Below are 16869 nucleotides of genomic sequence, written 5' to 3'. Positions count from 1 at the left end.
GTGCCTGTGCGGCGGCGGCGTGTGGTGTGCCCGGATCCGTCGGTCTCCCCGACGTTCGACGGGTCCGGGCACACCACTTCCACCGGTCGCCACGCGAGGGCGTCGTGACCGGCGAACCGGCCGCGAAGGCTGGCTACCGCTGGCTGTTCGTCGAAGGCCTCGGCCAAGAGAAGGCGCACCAGTTCCCCGAGCCGGTCGAGCCGGACGACGAGGGCGTACTCACCGCGTTGTGCGGGCGCGAGGCGATGGCGTTCCGGACGCTGGACGGATACCGGCTCCCCGCGTGCTTCGACTGCCTGGTCGCGCACGGCGCGGGCGAGGCCGACCGGCTAGAGGATTGGGCCGCACGGATGGCCGCGGCCACACGGGTGACGCCGGACTCAGCCGCGTCACGAATGGGCGATGCGACCGTTACCTCCCGTGTGCGCGGACATGTCGATTTACCTGGGCTTACTGGGCGGTGTCGCGGCTGATGGCTGGTGACGTCGTCTGGTGGGTCGATCCCAGCGACGGCGCAGCGCACGCGATCCCCTGCCATCAGACCGGCCACGGCCACGCCGTGCTCATTGCAAAGTGCCAACGTGCGCTGTTCGCCTATCAGGTAGAGCGGCATGACCAAGGCCCGAAGTGCCTGGCGTGCCTACTGCTGGTCGGGCCGCGCTAGGAAGACCGGTTGCGACGACGGGCCTCGTGACTCTTGAGCGCCATCTTCAGGAAGTGGGCCTTTCTCGCCGACTCCGCACGCCGTGCCCGCTCGTGCGGGGCCATCGTGCCGTCCGGATCGACCTGCTTCTCGAACCGGTCCAAGGCCGCCTGCCTGGCGGGCGCGGTGCGGGCGGCTGGGTCCACGGTGTTGGCCCACGAAGTGTGCGCGGCAATCCGAGCGCGAAGAGAGCGCTCGGCTGGCGTCATTTTCTCGTCATCGCTTGAAGCCACACGCCGAGCGTCCCAGGTTACGGAACGTCCAACCAGAGGGGATGTCGGCAAGCGGCCAGTCAGCCGCCGTCGGCGGCAGGTGCACCGACCTCAGGCCGCTTCGGCATCCTTGCGCCCGGCTCACGCACGTACCAGCGAATGAAGTCTCGGAGCAGCGCCGAGCGGTCGCCGCCCGATCGCATCGCTTGCGCACCGAACTGCTCCCACAAGACCTCGTCAACACGGATGGTCTGCCGCGCTGTTCCCCTACCGCTTTTGCCGGTCACGGTCACGAGGGTGTCACGACGCGGATCAGGCGTCGAGGTTGCGTGTGTCATGACACCACTGTAGCTTTGTGTCATGACACAGGGAAGCCATACACAGTGGAAACCCTGATCAACTAAAGCGACCCCCGGCGGTGTTGGAGCACCGACCGAGGGCCTTGATCCACAACCTGACGCAACAGGAGCGGACCCATGACGCAGTTTGCCACGCCCATCTACGCCCGTACCGCCTGCATCAACAGCCACAACGGCAAACACCTTCAGCCACCCCAGTTCGACCCCGGCAAGCGCATGACCTTCGCGCTGCGCGGCACGTCCGGGACAGGGGCCGCCTGATGGCCACGAAGTCCAGCGACGGCGGACAGACCTTCCCCGACACCGAGGCCGAGGCTGTCGACTACCTCAGGGTGAAGTTCCCCAGCCGCGATGTCGCCTCCCTCATCGCCGCCGCCAAGGCCGAGCAGGTCGAGCAGGAGGAAGACCCCGCCGCTTGGTGGGACGGCATCGACCTCGACGAGCTCGTCGCCTGGATCAAGACCCTCATCTGATCCGCGGACCCGGTGGCTCCGCCCCTGCACCCCCATGACCTGGAACCACCGGGACCGCGTCACCCGCACCAGGTCGGGCGGCATGGGCACCATCCGACTCTTCCCCGACGCCGAGCCCGGCGAGGCCACCGGCGAGGTCCAGTGGGACGACAGCGCGGTCGCCGACGAACTCGACCACGTTGCCCACGATCTGACCCGCGCGAACTGACCAGGAGGACACCGCCATGAGCAGGCGCAGGTACAGCGATTTCGTCGTCACCAAGGTCAAGCAGGCCATCGCCGCAGGCGACCGCGGCGACGCCATGGCCTGCCGCCAGGCCCTCGACCACGCCGTCGCCGAGGACCCCGACGGGCTGCAGGCCATGCGCGACCTCGCCGACCAGTACCCCAGCAAGCACTGATCCACCACCTCAACCGGAAGGACGGCCGTTGTGAGCCTGCTCAACACCCTCAACGCCTACCGCGGGGCCCGGCTCATCCTGGCCGCCCTGCTGCTGATGTGCGCGGCGCTGGCCGTGGTCGTCACGACCCCGCTGGCCGTGGCCGCCGTGCTCGGCGACCGGGCGGTGACGGGGCTGAACGACGCCGCCCGCCAGGTGCCGACCGGCCCCGAACCGACGTGCCTGCGCCGCCACACCACCACCTGAAGGGAACGCCATGCCCAAGCCCCCCGGCACGCCCTCGGACCTGATCAACAACGACCCGGTGCCGTCCGGCTGCAACCACCGCGACACCGGCACGACCACCACCCCGATCGACACCGGCAGCGTCACCACCTGCAACTTCTGCGGCACGGTGCTGCTCGTCCACGAGAACGGCTGAAGAGGACATCCCGATGACCACGCTGCTCGACCCGAGCACCGATCTCCAAGGCGACGCGAGCGCCGTCCAAGAGCGAGCACGGCAGGCGTTCCGCGAGAGTGCCACCGCAGGCACCCCGCTGTCGCGGCAGGCGCTCGGCGACATGTTCGGCCGGTCGGCGAGCTGGGCCCGCGACCGCATCGCGGAGGTCCGACAGACCGACGACAGCGCCACCGACAACCCAACTGGCACCGTCGGCGACAAGTCACCGATCGAGACGACCGCCAGCGGCGCTGGGATCGACGGCACGGCGGCCGCTGTGTCGCCAGCGCCGGACGACGACACCCCCGACATGACACCCTCCGCGCCCGACATGGCGCCCACTGCCACCCCGGTGGTGAACCACCACGGGGCCCGGTTCATGGCCCGGCTCGGGTTCGCCATCGGGTCCTTGGTGTCAGTGGCTGGCAACTGGTTGGCAGCGTGGCTGCCCGCAGCTGTCATGCCACCCGGCTGGGCGCCCTCACTGCCCTCACAAATCGGTGCTGGCGTCTGGCCGGTGGTGCTGCTCGTGTCGATCGAGGTGCTCGCCCGCACATCGTGGAAGCCCGGCTGGTACTGGGTGCTGATCCGAGTCCTCGGCGGCGGCGTGGTCGCCCTCGGGTCAGGCGTCATCTCCTACGGGCACATCCACGAGGTACTCCTGTCGTGGGGCTATGACCGGCTCGGCGCCGGTGTGGGCCCGCTCGTCATCGACGGCCTCATGGTCGTGAGCGGCTTCGCCCTGCTCTCCATGAGCACCGCCACCAGGAAGGGCTGACCCGTGGGCAAGCCGGACGTGATCCACGTCGAGGGCAAACGCAACTGGTGGACCGGGAAGTCCACCACCCTCTGCAGCCTCGTGATCCCCAAGTTCAAGGCGGTGTCGAGGCTGCTCAACACCGTGAACTGCGCCGTCTGCGCCCAGCGCGACCAGCAATAGCGCCCAGGTGGGCGGCACCACGGCTGGACACCTGGCCGCCCACCTGGTCCACCTCCCGAGAGGCGATCAAGATCGTGGCACGACCAACATCCGCAGACGCCGGAACCGGCGAACTGGTACCCGTTCCGACGAACGGCCCGGTGCTCGACGGCGAGCTCGTCGACGAGGCCGAGTACCAGCGCTCCCGTGCACGGCGCCTCGCCGAGGCAGCCCGCTCCCGACTGCCCGCCCAGTGGCAGGACCCCACCACTGCCAAGCAGGCCGCCCTTGTCATGACAGGGCGCGCGGCCGTCATGCCACTGCGCTACCCCGGCGCCGTGCTGCGCGGCACGGCCGTGGTCAGCCGGGCGTGGTGGCAGTGGGTTCGGGTCGCCGACTACTACGCCGCGGCCAAGTCGACTGACACCCTGGCAGTCCGGTGGCAGGACATCGCCACCGTCCGCCGCCGGCGCACCTGGCTGTCGCTCGGCGGCACCCTAGCCGCGGTGACCGGCGAAGGCGTCTGGTGGCTGTGTCAGGGCGGGGTGGCAGTCTGGCTGACAAGCGGCATTGTCACCGCTGTGACCGCCATCGCCGGGCGGCACAAGGACGGCGCGGGCGGGCGCAAGACCGTCATGGGCGGGGCCCGCACCCTGGCGTTCACGATGGGCGGCGACAGCCTCGTCGAGGCCTTCCGAGCCGCGGGCGCGATCGGTAAGGCCGAAGGGCTGCTGTTCGTGCAGCGCCCGGCGAACGACCGGCTCGGCTGGACCGTCGTCATCGACCTGCCGCCGTCCCGGAAGGCCTCCGACGTCATCACCAAGCGCGAGGCGCTCGCGTCCGCGCTGGCGGTCGACGAGGTGCGGCTGATCCTGGAGCGCGTCCGGGGCGACGAGGGGCACGCGGGCAGGCTGTCCCTGTGGGTCGGACACTCCGACCCTTACGCCGCCGCGCCGGTCGTGTCGCCGCTGGCGACCGCCGAGTCCTGGGACCTGTGGAACCCGGCACCGTTCGGCGCGACCGCCCGCGGCGACAAGGTCGCCCTGCCGGTCGTGTGGACCGCCGTGCTGATCGGCGCCATCCCGCGCATGGGCAAGACCTTCGTGATGCGCCTACCCCTGACCGCAGCCGCGCTGGACCCGTACGTGCGGCTCATCGTCGCCGACGGCAAGGGCGGCAAGGACCACCGCCCGTTCGAGCAGGTCGCGCACCGGTTCATCCGCGACGCCCGCACCGACTCCGCCCGCCGCCTCATCGCCGTGCTCGAGGAAGCCGCCGCGGACGTCGAAGACCGGTTCTCCCGGCTCGCCGACATGGACGACGAACTGTGCCCCGAGTCGAAGGTGACCCCGCAGATCACCCGCGACCCCGCCCACGGGATGCCGCTCACCGTGATCGGCATCGACGAGATCCAGAACTACCTCGAGAACGACACCCCGCTCGACCCCGACGAGCCGAAGGGGAAGAAGGTCGGCCAGCGGATCTGCGACCTGCTCACCTACATCGCGAAGACCGGCCCCGCCGCCGGGTACTCGCTGGTCCTGGCCACGCAGAAGCCGGACGCGAAGGTCATCCCGGACAAGCTCCGCGGGCAGCTCGGCACCCGCTTCGCCCTCAAGACCATGACCTACCAGGCCTCGGAGACCATCCTCGGCGCCGGGACGTACAAGGCCGGTATGGACGCCTCGAAGCTGCTCCAGTCGCACAAGGGCGTGGGCCTGCTGCTCGGCGCCGACGGCGAGAGCGCCCTGTCCTCGGGCGAGGCGCTCACCGTGCGCACGCACCTGCTGCACATCGCCCAGATCAGGTCAGCGTGCGAGCGCGGCCGAGCAGCCCGCGACGCCGCAGGCACGCTGACCGGGGACGCCATCGGGGACACCGCGCTCGGCGTGCTGCCACCCGAGGTAGCCGCACTGATCGATGAGGCCGCAGGCGGTGAGGTCGACGAGCCTGCGGCCGAGGTGGTCGACGCGGTGCTGGTCGACGACGAACTGCCCGAAGTGCTGGGGCTGCTGGTCGACGTGATCGAGGACGACGAGCAGGGCTTGGTGGCGGTCGCCGACTTGGCGGCTCGGATCGGGTGGGAGCCCAAGCGGTTTGGCGAGGCGCTCACCATGGCCGGAGTCGCGCGGCCACAGGCTCGGCGACAGCGGGTCAACGGCTCGGCGAACGCGGTGCCGGTGGTGACGTTCGAGGCGATCCGGGCGGCCGTGGTCGCTCGCACGTCCGCTGCCTGAGGTCTGCACAGAGGTGCGGTGGGGTGTGCACAGGTTGTGTCGACCGTGTGCACACCCCACCTGGAACAGGCTGCCTGCGGGGTGAGCAGCCCGTTCAGCTTCAGAAGGCCGGATGTGTCGACCGTGCAGACCCCCTGCGGTTCAGGTCCGCACAGGCCCGCACAAGGGCCTGCTCCAGCAGTGGCGGGGTGACATCCTGCGCGCACGCTGTAGGAGGTCAGGTTGGTGGTGTCCACAGGCGAAGGCCCCGCGCATGCAGCCCATGCGCGGGGCCTTTGTGGTCTTGGCCGCGTGGTCAGCTGCCACTCCGGGGCGCCTCCTCATCGGTGGGCGGGGTCCAGCCAAGCGCGACCAGCGACGCACGGAGCGGCTCCGTCACCTGGGCCTGGATCTCGCCGTTGACGGTGACGCGCTCGACATCCAGCTCCAGCACCAACACGGGGCGGCCGGTCGACTCGCGGATGTGGGCGTGGAGCACGCGTACACCGGTGACGGGCTGGCCGTCGAGGTCGATGGTGATGCCGGGGTTGGCGATGCTGGCGGTGATCTTCGGAGCGTCCATCGCGTGGTCCTGCCTGCTCGTGCTCGGTGCCCTCGGAGTCGTGGGCGGGTTCCTCCTGGCCCCGGTGGAGTGTCCGGGCGATCCCCTCCATGCTGCTGTGCCTGGTGGAGTGCCCAGGCTTCGCGCTGCCTCCGAGGCCAGCATGGGCGCGGGTTGTCACACGGCGGGGATGGCCCATTCCCACCCGGCGCCAGCGAGCTCGACCGGCGGCCGGTAGGTGATCATCCCGGCGGCGTGCCGCGAGTCGAGGACGACCTTGCCGACGTAGTTCGAGCTGGCCGCGTACGGGCTGCCGGGCAGTTCCTCGCGGTCCGGCAGGCACCCGTTGGCCGCGCTGGTCTCCAGGTGCGCGTCGGTGATGCCGTCCGGGCCGACGACCTCGAAGTGCTGGGCCCGGATGAACCAGAACTGCGACCGGTCGAGCAGGGCGGTGGTGTTGACCGTGAATGACAGGGCGATGAGGTGGCCGTTCTCGGGCGGCGTAGTGCCAGCACAGGCCGGGTCGACCTCGATGGCATCGAGGGTGAACCAGGCGCGGGCGTCGCTGTCGGTGGTGCCGATCCCGGCGCGCTCGCCGACCTGCTTCACGAGCAGCCCGCGCGCGGACCGGACCCGCGCGCCGGGGCTCGGTGCTGCGGCGGGCTGCGCGCTGCTCGGCGTGGTGGCTGACGGGGTGCTCGTCGACGTGCTGCTCGACGGCGCGCTGGTGGTGCTGCTGCTGGCCGCGCCCAGGACCGGGCTCGCCGAGCATCCGGCGAGAGCGACAAGGGCGGCGGCGATGGCTAAGGCAGCGGTGGTGCGGGGCATGGCGAGGTCTCCTCATGGGGCGGCCCGCGGTCGGGCGCGTCATCAGCAAGTCGGCGGAGCTGGCCGCAGCGTTAGCCAGCAACTCCGGAACGTCTAAAGGAGCAGTTCAGGGCTAGTTTCTACCTAGCTAGCGAAATAAAGTCTAGTTAGGTAGAGTCGACACCATGACCGGACCACGTATGACGCCGCAGACGATCGCGGTACTGCGGGTGCTGCTGGAAGACGCCACCACCCCGCGGTACGGGCTAGACATCGCCCGACAGGCCGGACTCAAGACCGGCACCCTTCACCCGATCCTGGCTCGCCTGCAAGAGGCGGGGTGGATCGAGAGCTACTGGGAGGACCCTGCCGACCACGAGGACCAAGGTCGTCCCCGCCGCCGCTACTACCGGTTCACCGGGAGTGGCGCTACCGCTGCCTGCCAGGCCATCGCACGCGCCGAAGCCACCGCGACCACCGGCCGACCCCTCGGACTACACCCCCAGCCCGGACATTGACCGAGGAGCACACGATGAAGCCGCAAGAACAGCATGACTCGGCCAAATGCCGATTCAAACACTCGGCCAGAAGGCTGAGCGAGCGCGCGTATTTACGGGTTTCTGCCTTCATCCTTGCGATACTGGCCTCGACCTCTGGAGTATTGGCCCTCACCGGCAACTTGGATGAACCCTTCACTGCCATCTTCGCTGGTACGGCTAGCGGCGGCATAATCATCAACGTCATCGCGCTCCTTCGCGACAGGGTCGCCTCCGCCGCAATTCCGTCGGACTCAACGCGACGTAACTTCCGAGGTGCTGCGCGCCTACTGCCCACCGCAGTCAGGGACGAGTACCAGGAGGAGTGGGCCGGATGGATGCAGGACCTCCGCGAAAGCGGAGTGCCACGGCTCCAGCGGTGGCTTGAGCACCTCACGATCATCTTGATCGCCGCACCCAAGTTGGCGATCACGTTGCGACGAGCTGCTCGACGAGCTGCCGACCAGTGAGGCCGAGCGGCACTGGCAGCAGTACGGCCGCCACCCACTCAGGCAGAAGGAGAGGCGCGATCGCCCCAAACAAGAAGACGGCCCCCGCTGGCACGGGAGCCGCCTCAGTCCGTATTCCGCGCGTCAGCAGAAAGGACCTCAACATGACTGTAGAGGGTTCGGACCCCGGTCCGAAGTGTGATCATGGAAAAGAACCCGAGGAGCCGAAACCGTTCTCTCCGCGCACGCTCGGATTGATGGTCACGGCCAGCTTGGTTGCAGTCCTCATGGGCATCAGCGCTGGCGTCCCCGCCGGACTAGCGGTCATTGCCGACCACGGCCCAGGCTGGGCAGCAGTGGCAGGCTTGATCACCTTCCTGGCGATCGCGGCGATCACGTGGATCAGCGTCCTCGCCGGGCTGAACGCGCTCCTCACCCGCAAGTAGCTCAGACCGATCCAGCACCACGGTGTGGCCCCTCGCGTGATGCGAGGGGCCACACACGTATCAGCAAGACCTCATACGCAGGCGGCGAACCCGGTTCGCCTGTCGCAGCACCGCGGCCAGCTCAGCGCCGAACTGGCCGGGCAACGTGTACAGGCCCGACCGGCTTCCCTTGCGCTTCCCCCGTAACCGCTCCCCGACCAGGCCGAGGAACTCGTGGTCGAGCACCATCGGCGAGGTACCCGCTGGAGTGAGCGCCGCGGCCAACCAGGCGCACTGTTGCCGCGTCGGACGGTGCTGGCCAAGCTCCAGCCTGCCGACCGTCCGCCGGTCGCACCCAAGCAGCCCGGCCAGCTTCTCCTGCGACCACCCGCGGTCAGCCCTCAGCGCCCGTACGCGCGCGCCGAACCCTGCCGCCAGGTGATCACGCACCTCGACGGGGAGCGGACCGTTACGCACCCACTGGGACCGTACGTACGCGTCACACAACGTGCGCGACCCTCGGACGTCCGCGTCCTTCTCTGCGGGCTCAGGTTGGCAGCGGATGTCGTCGGGGGACATGGCGCGAACGGCGTCGGGGTGGACGTGGGCGATGCGGGCGGTTTCGCGGTGCTGGTGATCGGGGATGGTCACGCGGCGCTCCCGGTGGTGTGGTGTTCGAGGTGGTCGAGGAGTTCGTCGAGGGTGAGGGTGTCGGGGCAGCGGGTGCAGGGGTAGCGCCCGGCGTCTCCGTTCGAGGTGGTCAAGGCGAGGCCTCTCTACGTGGGGTGCGGGCTAGACGACGGCTAGGTGGTTGCGGCCGTTGCCGGTGATGCGCTGGTAGGGGCCGCTCCAGAACAGGTCGAGTTGGCCGGTGGGTCCGGAGCGCTGCTTGGCGACGTTGACGTGGACGTAGTCCTGCTGTTCGAGGTCGTCGATCTCGCGGTGGAGCAGGAGCACGGTGTCGGCGTCGTTCTCGATCGAGCCGGACTCGCGGAGGTCGACGAGGGTGGGGCGCCTGTCGGTACGGGCTGCGGCTCCGCGGCCGACTTGGCAGAGGGCGACGACGGCGATGCCGAACTGCTTGGCGAGGAGCTTGAGGCCGCGGGTGTTCTCGGTGACCTCGAGGTCGCGCCGGTCGTGCCGCTTGGTGTTGCCCATGAGCTGCAGGTAGTCGACGACGAGGAGGCCGATGCCGCGCTTGGTGCGGGCGAGGTCGCGCGTGGCGGCGCGGATGGTGTTCATGTTCTGGTTGGGCCGCTCGTCGATCTTGAGGGCCCACTGGGCGGCCTGGGCGCGCACGAGGTCGATGCGGCGCCGGTCGTCCTGGGTGGGCTTGCCCTCGATGAGGTTGGCTAGGTTGATCGAGCCGACCGACGCGAAGACGCGGTCCATGCAGTCCTTCTTGGACATCTCCAGGGACGCGAGGAACACGCCGTGCCCAGCTGCGGCTGCGGCGGTAGCGACGTTGACGCCGAGCACCGACTTGCCGATGCCGGGGCGGGCGCCGACGACGATGAGTTGTCCGGGGCGGAAGCCGCCGCCGAGGATGCGGTCGAGTTCGTCGACTCCGGTGGAGACCGAGGGGCGAACCGGTGCGCCGATCTGGTCGACGTAGTCCGCCATCGCGTCGTGGAACGTCTCGTCGAGGGTGCCGGTGTGCCGGTCATGGGCGAGCTGGTCGGCGGTGTCGCGGGCGCGGTCGATGACGACGTCGAGGTCGTCGCCGCCGGTCCAACCGAGCTGGGTGATGTGCTGGCCAGCCTCGATGATGCGGCGCTGCCGGTGGCGGTCGACGACGATGCCCGCGTGGTGGGCGACGGTCGTGACGGTGCGCGTGGCTGCGAACAGGGTGTGGACGTACGGGAGCCCGCCGACCCTGTGGAGCATGCCGCCGCGGTCGAGTTTGTCGCCGAGCGTGATGGGGTCGACGGGGTCGCCCTGCTCGGCGAGTTCGAGCATGGCGGCGAAGACGGCGCCGTGCTTGGGGGCGTAGAAGTTGTCGGGCACCAGGATCTCGGAGGCGGTGCGGACGGCTTCCGGGGACGTGAGCATGGCTCCGAGGACGGCCTGCTCGGCGATGAGGTCTTGCGGGGGCTGGAGGTCGTCGGGGTCGTTCACGCGATGCTCCTGGCGGTGGTCTGGGTGTGCTGGCGGAGGGCTGCTGCTTTGGTGCGGCGCTCGGCGCGGCGGGTGGCGATGGCTGCCGTCCGGAACGCTTTCCACTCGAGCGAGCCGGGGGTCAGGTTCGGCGGCGGGGCGGGCAGCGGGGCGTTGTCGTGGCCGAGGAGTTCGTCCACCTCGTCGTCGGTGAGGTCGCCGGTGGGCGGGGTGGGCATGAGGTCTGCCCAGATTTCGTCGCGGAGGAACCGCTCGGCGTCCTTCGGGTAGCCGTTGCAGGTGGCCGCGTACTTCACGACTGCGGCCAGGAGCTGCTCGGCGGTGGCGGTCTTGCGCGCCTTGGCGAACTCGCGGGTGGCGGCCTTCTTGCCGACGCGCTGCCCGTTGCGCTTGGGGTAGGCCGACCAGAACGCCTCGAACTCGGCGGCATGGCTGGCGGTGGCGGCGGTGTGCGGCGGTGTCGGGGCGACGAGCAGTCCGGGGATTGAGCCTGCGCTGAGGTCGTCGCGCCCGCCGTTGGCGGGGGAAGTAGTTGGAGACAAGAGGGAAGAGACAAGAGGGGGTCCGGAATTCCGGACGGTCTGGTCCGGGATTCCGGACTGTCCAGAGGGTTGGACAGTCCGGTTTTCCGGATGGTCAACCGTCCGGGATTCCGGACGGTCCAGCGCGGTCGGGGCGGCGTGCATCCGGTACTTGTTGGACACGCGGCTGTTGCCCTTGCGGACCTGCTCGATCCACCTGTCGGCGATGAGCCGCTTGACCCCCGCAGCGGCCTGGGAGCGACCCATGTCCGCGTCTGCGGCAATCTGTTCCAGCGTGGAGTCGACGAGGCCGGTCCGGTTGTCGGCCCGGTACGCGAGGGCGGCGTACACCCTTGCGGCCGCGGCGCCGCAGACCTGCCTCGGGTGGATGTCGAGCGGGATCATGACGCGCGGCACGTCGCCCTCCTGAATCCAGTTCCCTGCCATCGATCACCACCCCTGGAGGCGGCGTGCGGTGCTTGGCGTGCTCACGCCGTGTACCTCGCGTTTCGTTCGGCCTGCTCGGCGGCGAGGCGGTGATAGGGGGCGCAGGCGTTCCACATGGCGCGCAGGTCGCCGCGCTGAACGGGGATGTACGTGAACCCGAGCGACCGGAGCAGCGCGATCGTGGCGGCCGTGGCTTCAGGCCTCATCGCGGCTTCTGGTCGCTCAGGGTCGAACGGGTCGCGCCGTCCGTCGGGGAGTGGCGGTGTGCGGTTCGCTGCGGCGCGGCGCTCACGGAGTCCGCGGGCGTCGTTGGTGCTGGTCATGGGTCACTCCAGGGGCTTGCCAGGGGAGGCTGCTCCGGGAGACGGGCGGGGAACCGTCAGTCGGTGCGCTGAACAGGTCGGGGTCAGGCTGTGCGGCCGAGGTCCTCGCTGATGCCGAGGAGGGCGATCAGTTCCGCCGTGACGACGCGGTAGCGGTTGCCCACCCGCAGGAGTCGGACGGGGAACTGCCCGGCGCGGGCAAGTTCGCGGGTCTTGGTCTCGCCCATGCCGAGCGCTCGGCCACCGGTCACGAGGTCCACCGTGGCGGGGAGTGCGAGGACTTCGTCACGCGTCATGCTGGCCATCTGGGCGGCCTCCTTGTATAGATCCGTCTACGTTTGTCGTTTCGACAATTTCAGTAAAGATGAATCGGCGACGACTAGCGACAGATTACGTCGCGTGCTAGCGATATGCAAGGCAACGCGCTACCTTGCGAGCATGGATTCTGCACACTGGTCCGCGAGCGACGCGATCGCCGTCCAGATCAGCAAGCGAAGGAAGGCAGCAGAGCTAACGCGAGCGCAACTCGCAAAGCTGTGCTCCGACGTCGGCGGCCCCGCGCTTTCGCCGACTGTGATCGGCTACATCGAGACGGGCCGCCGCGACCCCGAAGGCCGTCGGCGTCGCGAGGTAACCGTCGATGAGTTGCTGATCTTCGCGAAGGCGTTCGAGGTCTCTCCGCTGCTGCTGATCTTTCCGGTGGACATGGACGACGATCACACCGTCGAGGTGCTGCCAGGCCGAGACCTTCCCGTGTGGATGGCTGCGAAGTGGTTCACCGGGGAGGGTCCGCTCGGCAACCGCAATCCCACCGATGGGCGCTGGTACGTCGATACCGACGAATTCGGGCCGTGGCGCAAAAACAACACCCCACTTGAGCTACGGCGTGAGCATGACGACCGGGTGAAGCAATGGAACGACGCGAGGAACGAGGCCGAGTCGTACCGGTCGGTCGCCGAGTCGGCCTCGACGGCGGCGCAGCGCGAGACCGCATTGGCGTCGGCCGACGCGATGGAGAACGAGGTACGGAACGTCGAGGAGCGGCTACGCGAGACGCGCCGGGAGATGAAGCGCTACGGCCTCACCCCACCCGAGCTGAACGACGTGCTGCGGCACGTCGACCCCGTTGACGAGGAGGCGAGACGGTGAAGGGCAGCGTCTACAAGCGGTGCAAGTGCCGCGGCGACGACGGCCGAGAGGCGGGCGCGTCGTGTCCGCGGCTCCGGCGCGCGGACGGGGCATGGAACCCGAAGCACGGCACCTGGTACTTCCGGCTGGAGCTGCCAGCGGGGGTGGGGGTTCAGCGCCAGGTGATGAAGCGCGGCGGGTTCGACAGCCGCGACGCCGCCGAGGCCGCACAGCGCGCGGTCGGTTTGCTCTTGACCATCCCCGAACCCGGTTTGGTTGGCGCGGCGGCACGCGAGGAGATCCTCGGACTCGTCGACGACGCACTGAAGCGGCGCCTGCCCCTGCCGGATTACGACGAGCTCCGCCGCCGCCAGCAGACCGGGCAGGCGCTCGGCGGGACGATGACCGTCGGCCAGTGGCTCACCGAGTGGATGGCTGGACGGCGGAAGCTGAAGAGCGGCACGGCGCGGTCGTACGAGGCACACATCCGCCTGTACTTCCTGCCCCACCTCGGCGAGCTGCCGCTGGACAAGCTGCGCGTCGGCCACGTGTCGGCGATGTTCGACGCGATCGATGCCGAGTCGGCACGCATCGTCGCGGTTCGCGCGTCCGGGACCGATGAGGAGCGCGCGGAGTTGAAGGGGCGTAAACCCGTTGGGGCGGCGACGAAGCAGCGCATTCGGGCGACGCTGCGTAAGGCGTTGAACGACGCGGTGCGACAGCAGCTCATCCTGGTGAACCCGGCGGCGTTCGTGGAGTTGGAGAGCGGGAAGCGCCCGAAGGCTCTGGTGTGGACAGACGAGCGGGTCACGGCGTGGCGAGCCAACCGGTCCCGGCGGGCTGACGCGGTCGAAGAGCTGGTGCTTGCGCACAAGGCACGGGACGAGGGCCTCGTCGCCGAGCTGCGGCAGGAGGTCGAGCGGCTTGACGCCACCGAGCGCCCGTCGCCGGTGATGGTGTGGACCGCCGAGCAGACCGGCGCGTTCCTCGACCACGCGGCCAACGAACGGCTGTACGCGCTGTTCCACCTGATCACGTTCCGCGGGCTGCGTCGCGGTGAGGCGTGCGGCGTGCGGTGGACCGACCTCGACCTCGACACCGCGTCGCTGGCGGTCGCCGAGCAGCTGGTGCAGATCGGCTGGGCGGTTGAGGCCGATACGCCGAAGAGCGACGCTGGCGAGCGCACGGTGCTACTTGACGCTGACACCGTCCTGGTGCTGCGTGCGTGGCGGCGGCGGCAGGTCGGCGAGAAACTGCTGTGGGGCGAGGGCTGGACGGACAGCGGGCGCATCTTCACCCGCGAGGACGGGACCGAACTGCACCCGGCGTCGATCACGAGCCTGTTCGCCGTGCTGGTCGAGGAAGCTGGGCTGCCGCCGATCCGGTTGCACGACCTGCGTCACGGTGCCGCGACGCTAGCGCTGCTGGCCGGCGTGGACATCAAGGTCGTGCAGGAAATGCTCGGGCACTCGTCGTCGGTCATCACCCGCGACACGTATACGAGTGTGGCGCCGCGGCTGGCGCTTGAGGCGGCCGAGAAGACGGCCGCGATGGTCCCCCGGAAGCCGGTCGCCGAGGCGGCCAGCGGGACAGATGGTCTCCCTACGGGCTCCCGAGGCTCCAGAACGCCGAAGGGAGTCCCCTCAAGGCGAGGGAACTCCCTGGTCAAACGGGGTGGGCCGCCGGGGGATCGAACCCCGAACCCGCGGATTAAAAGTCCGCTGCTCTGCCAGTTGAGCTAGCGGCCCGCGACCAAGGTTAGTGGAAGCGGGCAAGCGGGCCCGAAGCCGGTCGGTGTGCGGACCTGTGGCGCGCGCCACGCCCGCGTTAGGGTGGCGGCAAGATCGCTGGTGGGGGCGTCAGGGCGGTGTCCGGGCGCTGGGGTGCGGTCTCGCGCGGAGGTGTTCTGGGGACATGACTCTTGCCGAGCTGGTGCCGAGTGTCGGGTCGTGGACGGGCGACCGGGTGGACCCGCGGCTGTGGCCGCGGGGGACGGTGGCGGGTGCGGGCGACCTGCTCGTGGGCGGGGTCGCGCTGGGCGTGGTGGCCGCGCGCTTCGGGACGCCGAGCTACCTGCTGGACGAGGCCGACGTGCGGGCGCGGTGCCGGTGGTTCCGGGAGGTGCTGCCGGAGGCCGAGGTCGTGTACGCGGGGAAGGCGCTGAGCTGCCGGGCGGTGCTGCGGTGGGTCGGCGAGGAGGGGCTGTCGCTGGACGTGTGCTCGGCGGGCGAGATCGCCGTGGCGCGCTCCGCGGGGTTCCCCGGTGAGCGGATCCTGTTGCACGGCAACGCGAAGACGCCCGACGACCTGAAGGCGGCCATCGGCTGGGGCGTGGGGCGGATCGTGGTCGACTCGGTCGACGAGGTCGACCGGGTCGCGGCGCTGGCGCCGGCCGGGCAGCGGGTGCTGGTGCGGGTGACGCCCGACGTGGAGGCCGGCGCGCACCGGGCGATCTCGACCGGGGTCCCGTGGCAGAAGTTCGGGATGTCGGTCCAGGACGCGCTGGAGGCCGTGCGCCGGATCGCGGCGCGGCCGAACCTGCGGCTGGTCGGGCTGCACTGCCACATCGGGTCGCAGGAGCGGCGGGTGGCGTCCTACGAGCTGGCCGCGCGGCGGATGGTCGCCGTGCTGGCGCGGGTGCGCGACGAGCACGGGCTCGTGCTGGAGGAGCTGGACCTGGGCGGCGGGTTCGCGGTCCCGCACCTGCCCGATTCCGACGAGTTCGACCTGGGCGGGTACGCCGCACGGGTGCGCGGCGCCCTGCGGTACGAGTGCGGCCGCGCGCGGCTGCCCGTGCCGAGGCTGGTGGTCGAGCCGGGGCGGTCCGTCGTGGCCAACGCCGGGGTCACGCTCTACCGGGTGGTCGGCGTGAAGGGACCGTTCGTCGCGGTGGACGGCGGGATGAGCGACAACGCCCGGCCGTCCCTCTACGGGGCCCGCTACCACGCGCGGCTGGTGGGCCGGGGCTCGACGGCGCCGCGGCGGAAGGTCACCGTCGTGGGGCGGCACTGCGAGGCGGGCGACGTGCTGGCCGAGGACGTGCTGCTGCCGGAGGACGTGCACGCCGGGGACGTCTTGGCGGTGCCGTGCACAGGCGCCTACCACCACTCGCTCGCGTCGAACTACAACCAGGTGTGCCGCCCGCCGCTGATCGGGCTGCGCGACGGGGTCGCCACCGTGCTGGTGCGCGGCGAGACCGAGGAGGACCTGCTGGGCCGCGACGTCGGGTGATCACCGGACCGGGTGACGCGGCTGGCCCGGCGCCCGTCCGGGCGCTACTGATGGCCCATGCACCTCGCCGCGGCCCTCGCGCTCAGCGCAGTCCTCGCCACGCCCGTCCACGTCTCCGGCGCGCTGACGGTCTACGACATCGCGCAGGCGCCCGTCGGCTCGGAGGCGACCGTGCTGTCCTGGGAGACGCCCGGCGGGGGCACGTTCGTGCTGCTGCACACCGAGGGCCTGCTGCCCGACCACGCCTACGGTGCCCACGCCCACACCAAGCCGTGCGGCCTCGGCCCCGCCGACTCCGGCCCGCACTTCCAGCACCGGCAGGGCGGCGCCACCGACCCCGCGTTCGCCAACCCGGACAACGAGATCTGGCTCGACTTCACCACCAACGCCAAGGGCTCCGGGCTCGCCGTGGCGCGCGTGGACTGGACGTTCACCGACCGCCGCCCCGCCTCCGTCGTCGTCCACGCCGAGCACACGCACACCGGCAGCGGCACCGCCGGCACCGCGGGCGCCCGCCTGGCCTGCCTGTCGGTGCCGTTCTGAGCCTCGTCGCGGCCGGGTGACGGCCGACTCGCCGATCCGGTGCACGTCCACTCC

At 70.1% G+C, this 16869-nt stretch carries 23 protein-coding genes, 1 tRNA gene and 1 pseudogene; 16 read left to right on the top strand and 9 right to left on the bottom strand.

Going from position 1 to position 16869, the window contains the following annotated elements; all coding sequences use genetic code 11:
- Positions 1-104 precede the first annotated feature (104 nt).
- Positions 105-473, top strand: a complete 369-nt coding sequence (locus tag CLV43_RS10380) for a hypothetical protein (protein ID WP_106186911.1) — start codon at positions 105-107, stop codon at positions 471-473.
- A gap of 522 nt (positions 474-995) precedes the next feature.
- On the opposite strand, the gene CLV43_RS47055 is transcribed toward CLV43_RS10380, so the two are convergent.
- Entirely contained in the window at positions 996-1253 is a 258-nt protein-coding gene (locus CLV43_RS47055) for a hypothetical protein (protein ID WP_146174724.1), read from the bottom strand.
- Positions 1254-1391: 138 nt separating this feature from the next.
- On the opposite strand from CLV43_RS47055, the gene CLV43_RS47730 reads away from it, so the two are divergent.
- From CLV43_RS47730 to CLV43_RS10350, 9 genes are all read left to right on the top strand, one after another.
- Positions 1392-1535 (top strand): hypothetical protein, encoded by a 144-nt coding sequence (locus tag CLV43_RS47730; protein ID WP_170155797.1) that lies wholly within the window; start codon positions 1392-1394, stop codon positions 1533-1535.
- Positions 1535-1747, top strand: a complete 213-nt coding sequence (locus CLV43_RS10365; RefSeq protein ID WP_106186908.1) for a hypothetical protein — start codon at positions 1535-1537, stop codon at positions 1745-1747. Before CLV43_RS47730 ends, CLV43_RS10365 begins: the two co-directional genes overlap by 1 nt.
- Positions 1748-1781: 34 nt before the next feature.
- The gene (locus CLV43_RS47725; RefSeq protein WP_170155796.1) at positions 1782-1955 is read left to right on the top strand and encodes a hypothetical protein; all 174 of its coding nucleotides are present in this window, start codon (positions 1782-1784) and stop codon (positions 1953-1955) included.
- A gap of 16 nt (positions 1956-1971) precedes the next feature.
- A complete protein-coding gene (locus CLV43_RS47720; protein ID WP_170155795.1) occupies positions 1972-2148 on the top strand; it encodes a hypothetical protein in 177 nt (58 codons plus the stop codon).
- A gap of 30 nt (positions 2149-2178) precedes the next feature.
- Positions 2179-2394, top strand: a complete 216-nt coding sequence (locus CLV43_RS10360) for a hypothetical protein (protein WP_106186907.1) — start codon at positions 2179-2181, stop codon at positions 2392-2394.
- 10 nt (positions 2395-2404) lie between these two features.
- Complete coding sequence (locus CLV43_RS47715; protein ID WP_170155794.1) at positions 2405-2569, top strand: hypothetical protein; 165 nt, start codon at positions 2405-2407, stop codon at positions 2567-2569.
- Positions 2570-2582: 13 nt separating this feature from the next.
- On the top strand, positions 2583-3368 hold the full coding sequence (locus tag CLV43_RS10355) for a hypothetical protein (protein ID WP_106186906.1): 786 nt from the start codon (positions 2583-2585) through the stop codon (positions 3366-3368).
- A gap of 3 nt (positions 3369-3371) precedes the next feature.
- Positions 3372-3530, top strand: coding sequence for a hypothetical protein (locus tag CLV43_RS47710; protein ID WP_170155793.1), 159 nt, complete (start codon positions 3372-3374; stop codon positions 3528-3530).
- Between the two features lie 74 nt (positions 3531-3604).
- Positions 3605-5746 (top strand): ATP-binding protein, encoded by a 2142-nt coding sequence (locus CLV43_RS10350; RefSeq protein ID WP_146174723.1) that lies wholly within the window; start codon positions 3605-3607, stop codon positions 5744-5746.
- 295 nt (positions 5747-6041) lie between these two features.
- Here CLV43_RS10350 and CLV43_RS10345 read toward each other — a convergent pair whose 3' ends face one another.
- Entirely contained in the window at positions 6042-6308 is a 267-nt protein-coding gene (locus CLV43_RS10345; RefSeq protein ID WP_106186904.1) for a hypothetical protein, read from the bottom strand.
- A 156-nt stretch (positions 6309-6464) separates the two neighbouring features.
- Complete coding sequence (locus tag CLV43_RS10340; protein WP_146174722.1) at positions 6465-7115, bottom strand: hypothetical protein; 651 nt, start codon at positions 7113-7115, stop codon at positions 6465-6467.
- Between the two features lie 164 nt (positions 7116-7279).
- On the opposite strand from CLV43_RS10340, the gene CLV43_RS10330 reads away from it, so the two are divergent.
- Together CLV43_RS10330 and CLV43_RS47050 are read left to right on the top strand one after the other, a co-directional pair.
- On the top strand, positions 7280-7612 hold the full coding sequence (locus CLV43_RS10330; protein ID WP_245886256.1) for a PadR family transcriptional regulator: 333 nt from the start codon (positions 7280-7282) through the stop codon (positions 7610-7612).
- 14 nt (positions 7613-7626) lie between these two features.
- Positions 7627-8100 (top strand): hypothetical protein, encoded by a 474-nt coding sequence (locus CLV43_RS47050; protein ID WP_146174721.1) that lies wholly within the window; start codon positions 7627-7629, stop codon positions 8098-8100.
- A 485-nt stretch (positions 8101-8585) separates the two neighbouring features.
- Here the strand turns inward: CLV43_RS47050 and CLV43_RS10315 are convergent, their stop codons facing one another.
- From CLV43_RS10315 to CLV43_RS10300, 5 genes are all read right to left on the bottom strand, one after another.
- Positions 8586-9155 (bottom strand): helix-turn-helix domain-containing protein, encoded by a 570-nt coding sequence (locus tag CLV43_RS10315; RefSeq protein ID WP_211304319.1) that lies wholly within the window; start codon positions 9153-9155, stop codon positions 8586-8588.
- A 141-nt stretch (positions 9156-9296) separates the two neighbouring features.
- Complete coding sequence (locus tag CLV43_RS10310) at positions 9297-10622, bottom strand: replicative DNA helicase (protein ID WP_106186898.1); 1326 nt, start codon at positions 10620-10622, stop codon at positions 9297-9299.
- Entirely contained in the window at positions 10619-11590 is a 972-nt protein-coding gene (locus CLV43_RS10305) for a hypothetical protein (RefSeq protein ID WP_106186897.1), read from the bottom strand. The genes CLV43_RS10310 and CLV43_RS10305 overlap by 4 nt, the downstream gene beginning before the upstream one ends.
- Positions 11591-11631: 41 nt before the next feature.
- A complete protein-coding gene (locus CLV43_RS47705; protein ID WP_170155792.1) occupies positions 11632-11796 on the bottom strand; it encodes a hypothetical protein in 165 nt (54 codons plus the stop codon).
- A gap of 200 nt (positions 11797-11996) precedes the next feature.
- Entirely contained in the window at positions 11997-12209 is a 213-nt protein-coding gene (locus CLV43_RS10300) for a hypothetical protein (protein ID WP_106187516.1), read from the bottom strand.
- 142 nt (positions 12210-12351) lie between these two features.
- On the opposite strand from CLV43_RS10300, the gene CLV43_RS10295 reads away from it, so the two are divergent.
- Both CLV43_RS10295 and CLV43_RS50435 read left to right on the top strand, forming a co-directional pair.
- Positions 12352-13062 (top strand): hypothetical protein, encoded by a 711-nt coding sequence (locus tag CLV43_RS10295; RefSeq protein WP_146174720.1) that lies wholly within the window; start codon positions 12352-12354, stop codon positions 13060-13062.
- 164 nt (positions 13063-13226) lie between these two features.
- Positions 13227-14492, top strand: a pseudogene (locus CLV43_RS50435) (tyrosine-type recombinase/integrase); the annotation flags it as partial.
- Between the two features lie 224 nt (positions 14493-14716).
- On the opposite strand, the gene CLV43_RS10275 reads toward CLV43_RS50435, so the two are convergent.
- Positions 14717-14789, bottom strand: a tRNA-Lys gene (locus CLV43_RS10275).
- Positions 14790-14955: 166 nt separating this feature from the next.
- Here CLV43_RS10275 and lysA point away from each other — a divergent pair.
- Positions 14956-16272 carry a diaminopimelate decarboxylase gene (gene lysA, locus CLV43_RS10270; RefSeq protein WP_106186894.1) on the top strand — a complete coding sequence of 439 codons (1317 nt, stop codon included), beginning with the start codon at positions 14956-14958 and terminating at the stop codon, positions 16270-16272.
- A gap of 57 nt (positions 16273-16329) precedes the next feature.
- Complete coding sequence (locus CLV43_RS10265; protein ID WP_106186893.1) at positions 16330-16815, top strand: superoxide dismutase; 486 nt, start codon at positions 16330-16332, stop codon at positions 16813-16815.
- The last annotated feature ends 54 nt before the right edge of the window (positions 16816-16869 follow it).

This window comes from Umezawaea tangerina, assembly GCF_003002815.1.
In the GTDB taxonomy this organism is placed as follows: Bacteria; Actinomycetota; Actinomycetes; order Mycobacteriales; family Pseudonocardiaceae; genus Umezawaea; species Umezawaea tangerina.
This window is presented reverse-complemented; position numbering and strand designations above follow the sequence as displayed.

Coding starts and splice junctions, on each gene's coding strand:
- CLV43_RS47705 (WP_170155792.1), bottom strand. CDS start 11,796: ATGAGGCCTGAAGCCACGGCCGCCACGATCGCGCTGCTCCGGTCGCTC.
- CLV43_RS10340 (WP_146174722.1), bottom strand. CDS start 7,115: ATGCCCCGCACCACCGCTGCCTTAGCCATCGCCGCCGCCCTTGTCGCT.
- CLV43_RS10345 (WP_106186904.1), bottom strand. CDS start 6,308: ATGGACGCTCCGAAGATCACCGCCAGCATCGCCAACCCCGGCATCACC.
- CLV43_RS10305 (WP_106186897.1), bottom strand. CDS start 11,590: ATGGCAGGGAACTGGATTCAGGAGGGCGACGTGCCGCGCGTCATGATC.
- CLV43_RS10355 (WP_106186906.1), top strand. CDS start 2,583: ATGACCACGCTGCTCGACCCGAGCACCGATCTCCAAGGCGACGCGAGC.
- CLV43_RS47055 (WP_146174724.1), bottom strand. CDS start 1,253: ATGACACACGCAACCTCGACGCCTGATCCGCGTCGTGACACCCTCGTG.
- CLV43_RS10330 (WP_245886256.1), top strand. CDS start 7,280: ATGACCGGACCACGTATGACGCCGCAGACGATCGCGGTACTGCGGGTG.
- lysA (WP_106186894.1), top strand. CDS start 14,956: ATGACTCTTGCCGAGCTGGTGCCGAGTGTCGGGTCGTGGACGGGCGAC.
- CLV43_RS10295 (WP_146174720.1), top strand. CDS start 12,352: ATGGATTCTGCACACTGGTCCGCGAGCGACGCGATCGCCGTCCAGATC.
- CLV43_RS47725 (WP_170155796.1), top strand. CDS start 1,782: ATGACCTGGAACCACCGGGACCGCGTCACCCGCACCAGGTCGGGCGGC.
- CLV43_RS47715 (WP_170155794.1), top strand. CDS start 2,405: ATGCCCAAGCCCCCCGGCACGCCCTCGGACCTGATCAACAACGACCCG.
- CLV43_RS47720 (WP_170155795.1), top strand. CDS start 1,972: ATGAGCAGGCGCAGGTACAGCGATTTCGTCGTCACCAAGGTCAAGCAG.
- CLV43_RS10265 (WP_106186893.1), top strand. CDS start 16,330: ATGCACCTCGCCGCGGCCCTCGCGCTCAGCGCAGTCCTCGCCACGCCC.
- CLV43_RS47050 (WP_146174721.1), top strand. CDS start 7,627: ATGAAGCCGCAAGAACAGCATGACTCGGCCAAATGCCGATTCAAACAC.
- CLV43_RS47730 (WP_170155797.1), top strand. CDS start 1,392: ATGACGCAGTTTGCCACGCCCATCTACGCCCGTACCGCCTGCATCAAC.
- CLV43_RS10300 (WP_106187516.1), bottom strand. CDS start 12,209: ATGACGCGTGACGAAGTCCTCGCACTCCCCGCCACGGTGGACCTCGTG.
- CLV43_RS10365 (WP_106186908.1), top strand. CDS start 1,535: ATGGCCACGAAGTCCAGCGACGGCGGACAGACCTTCCCCGACACCGAG.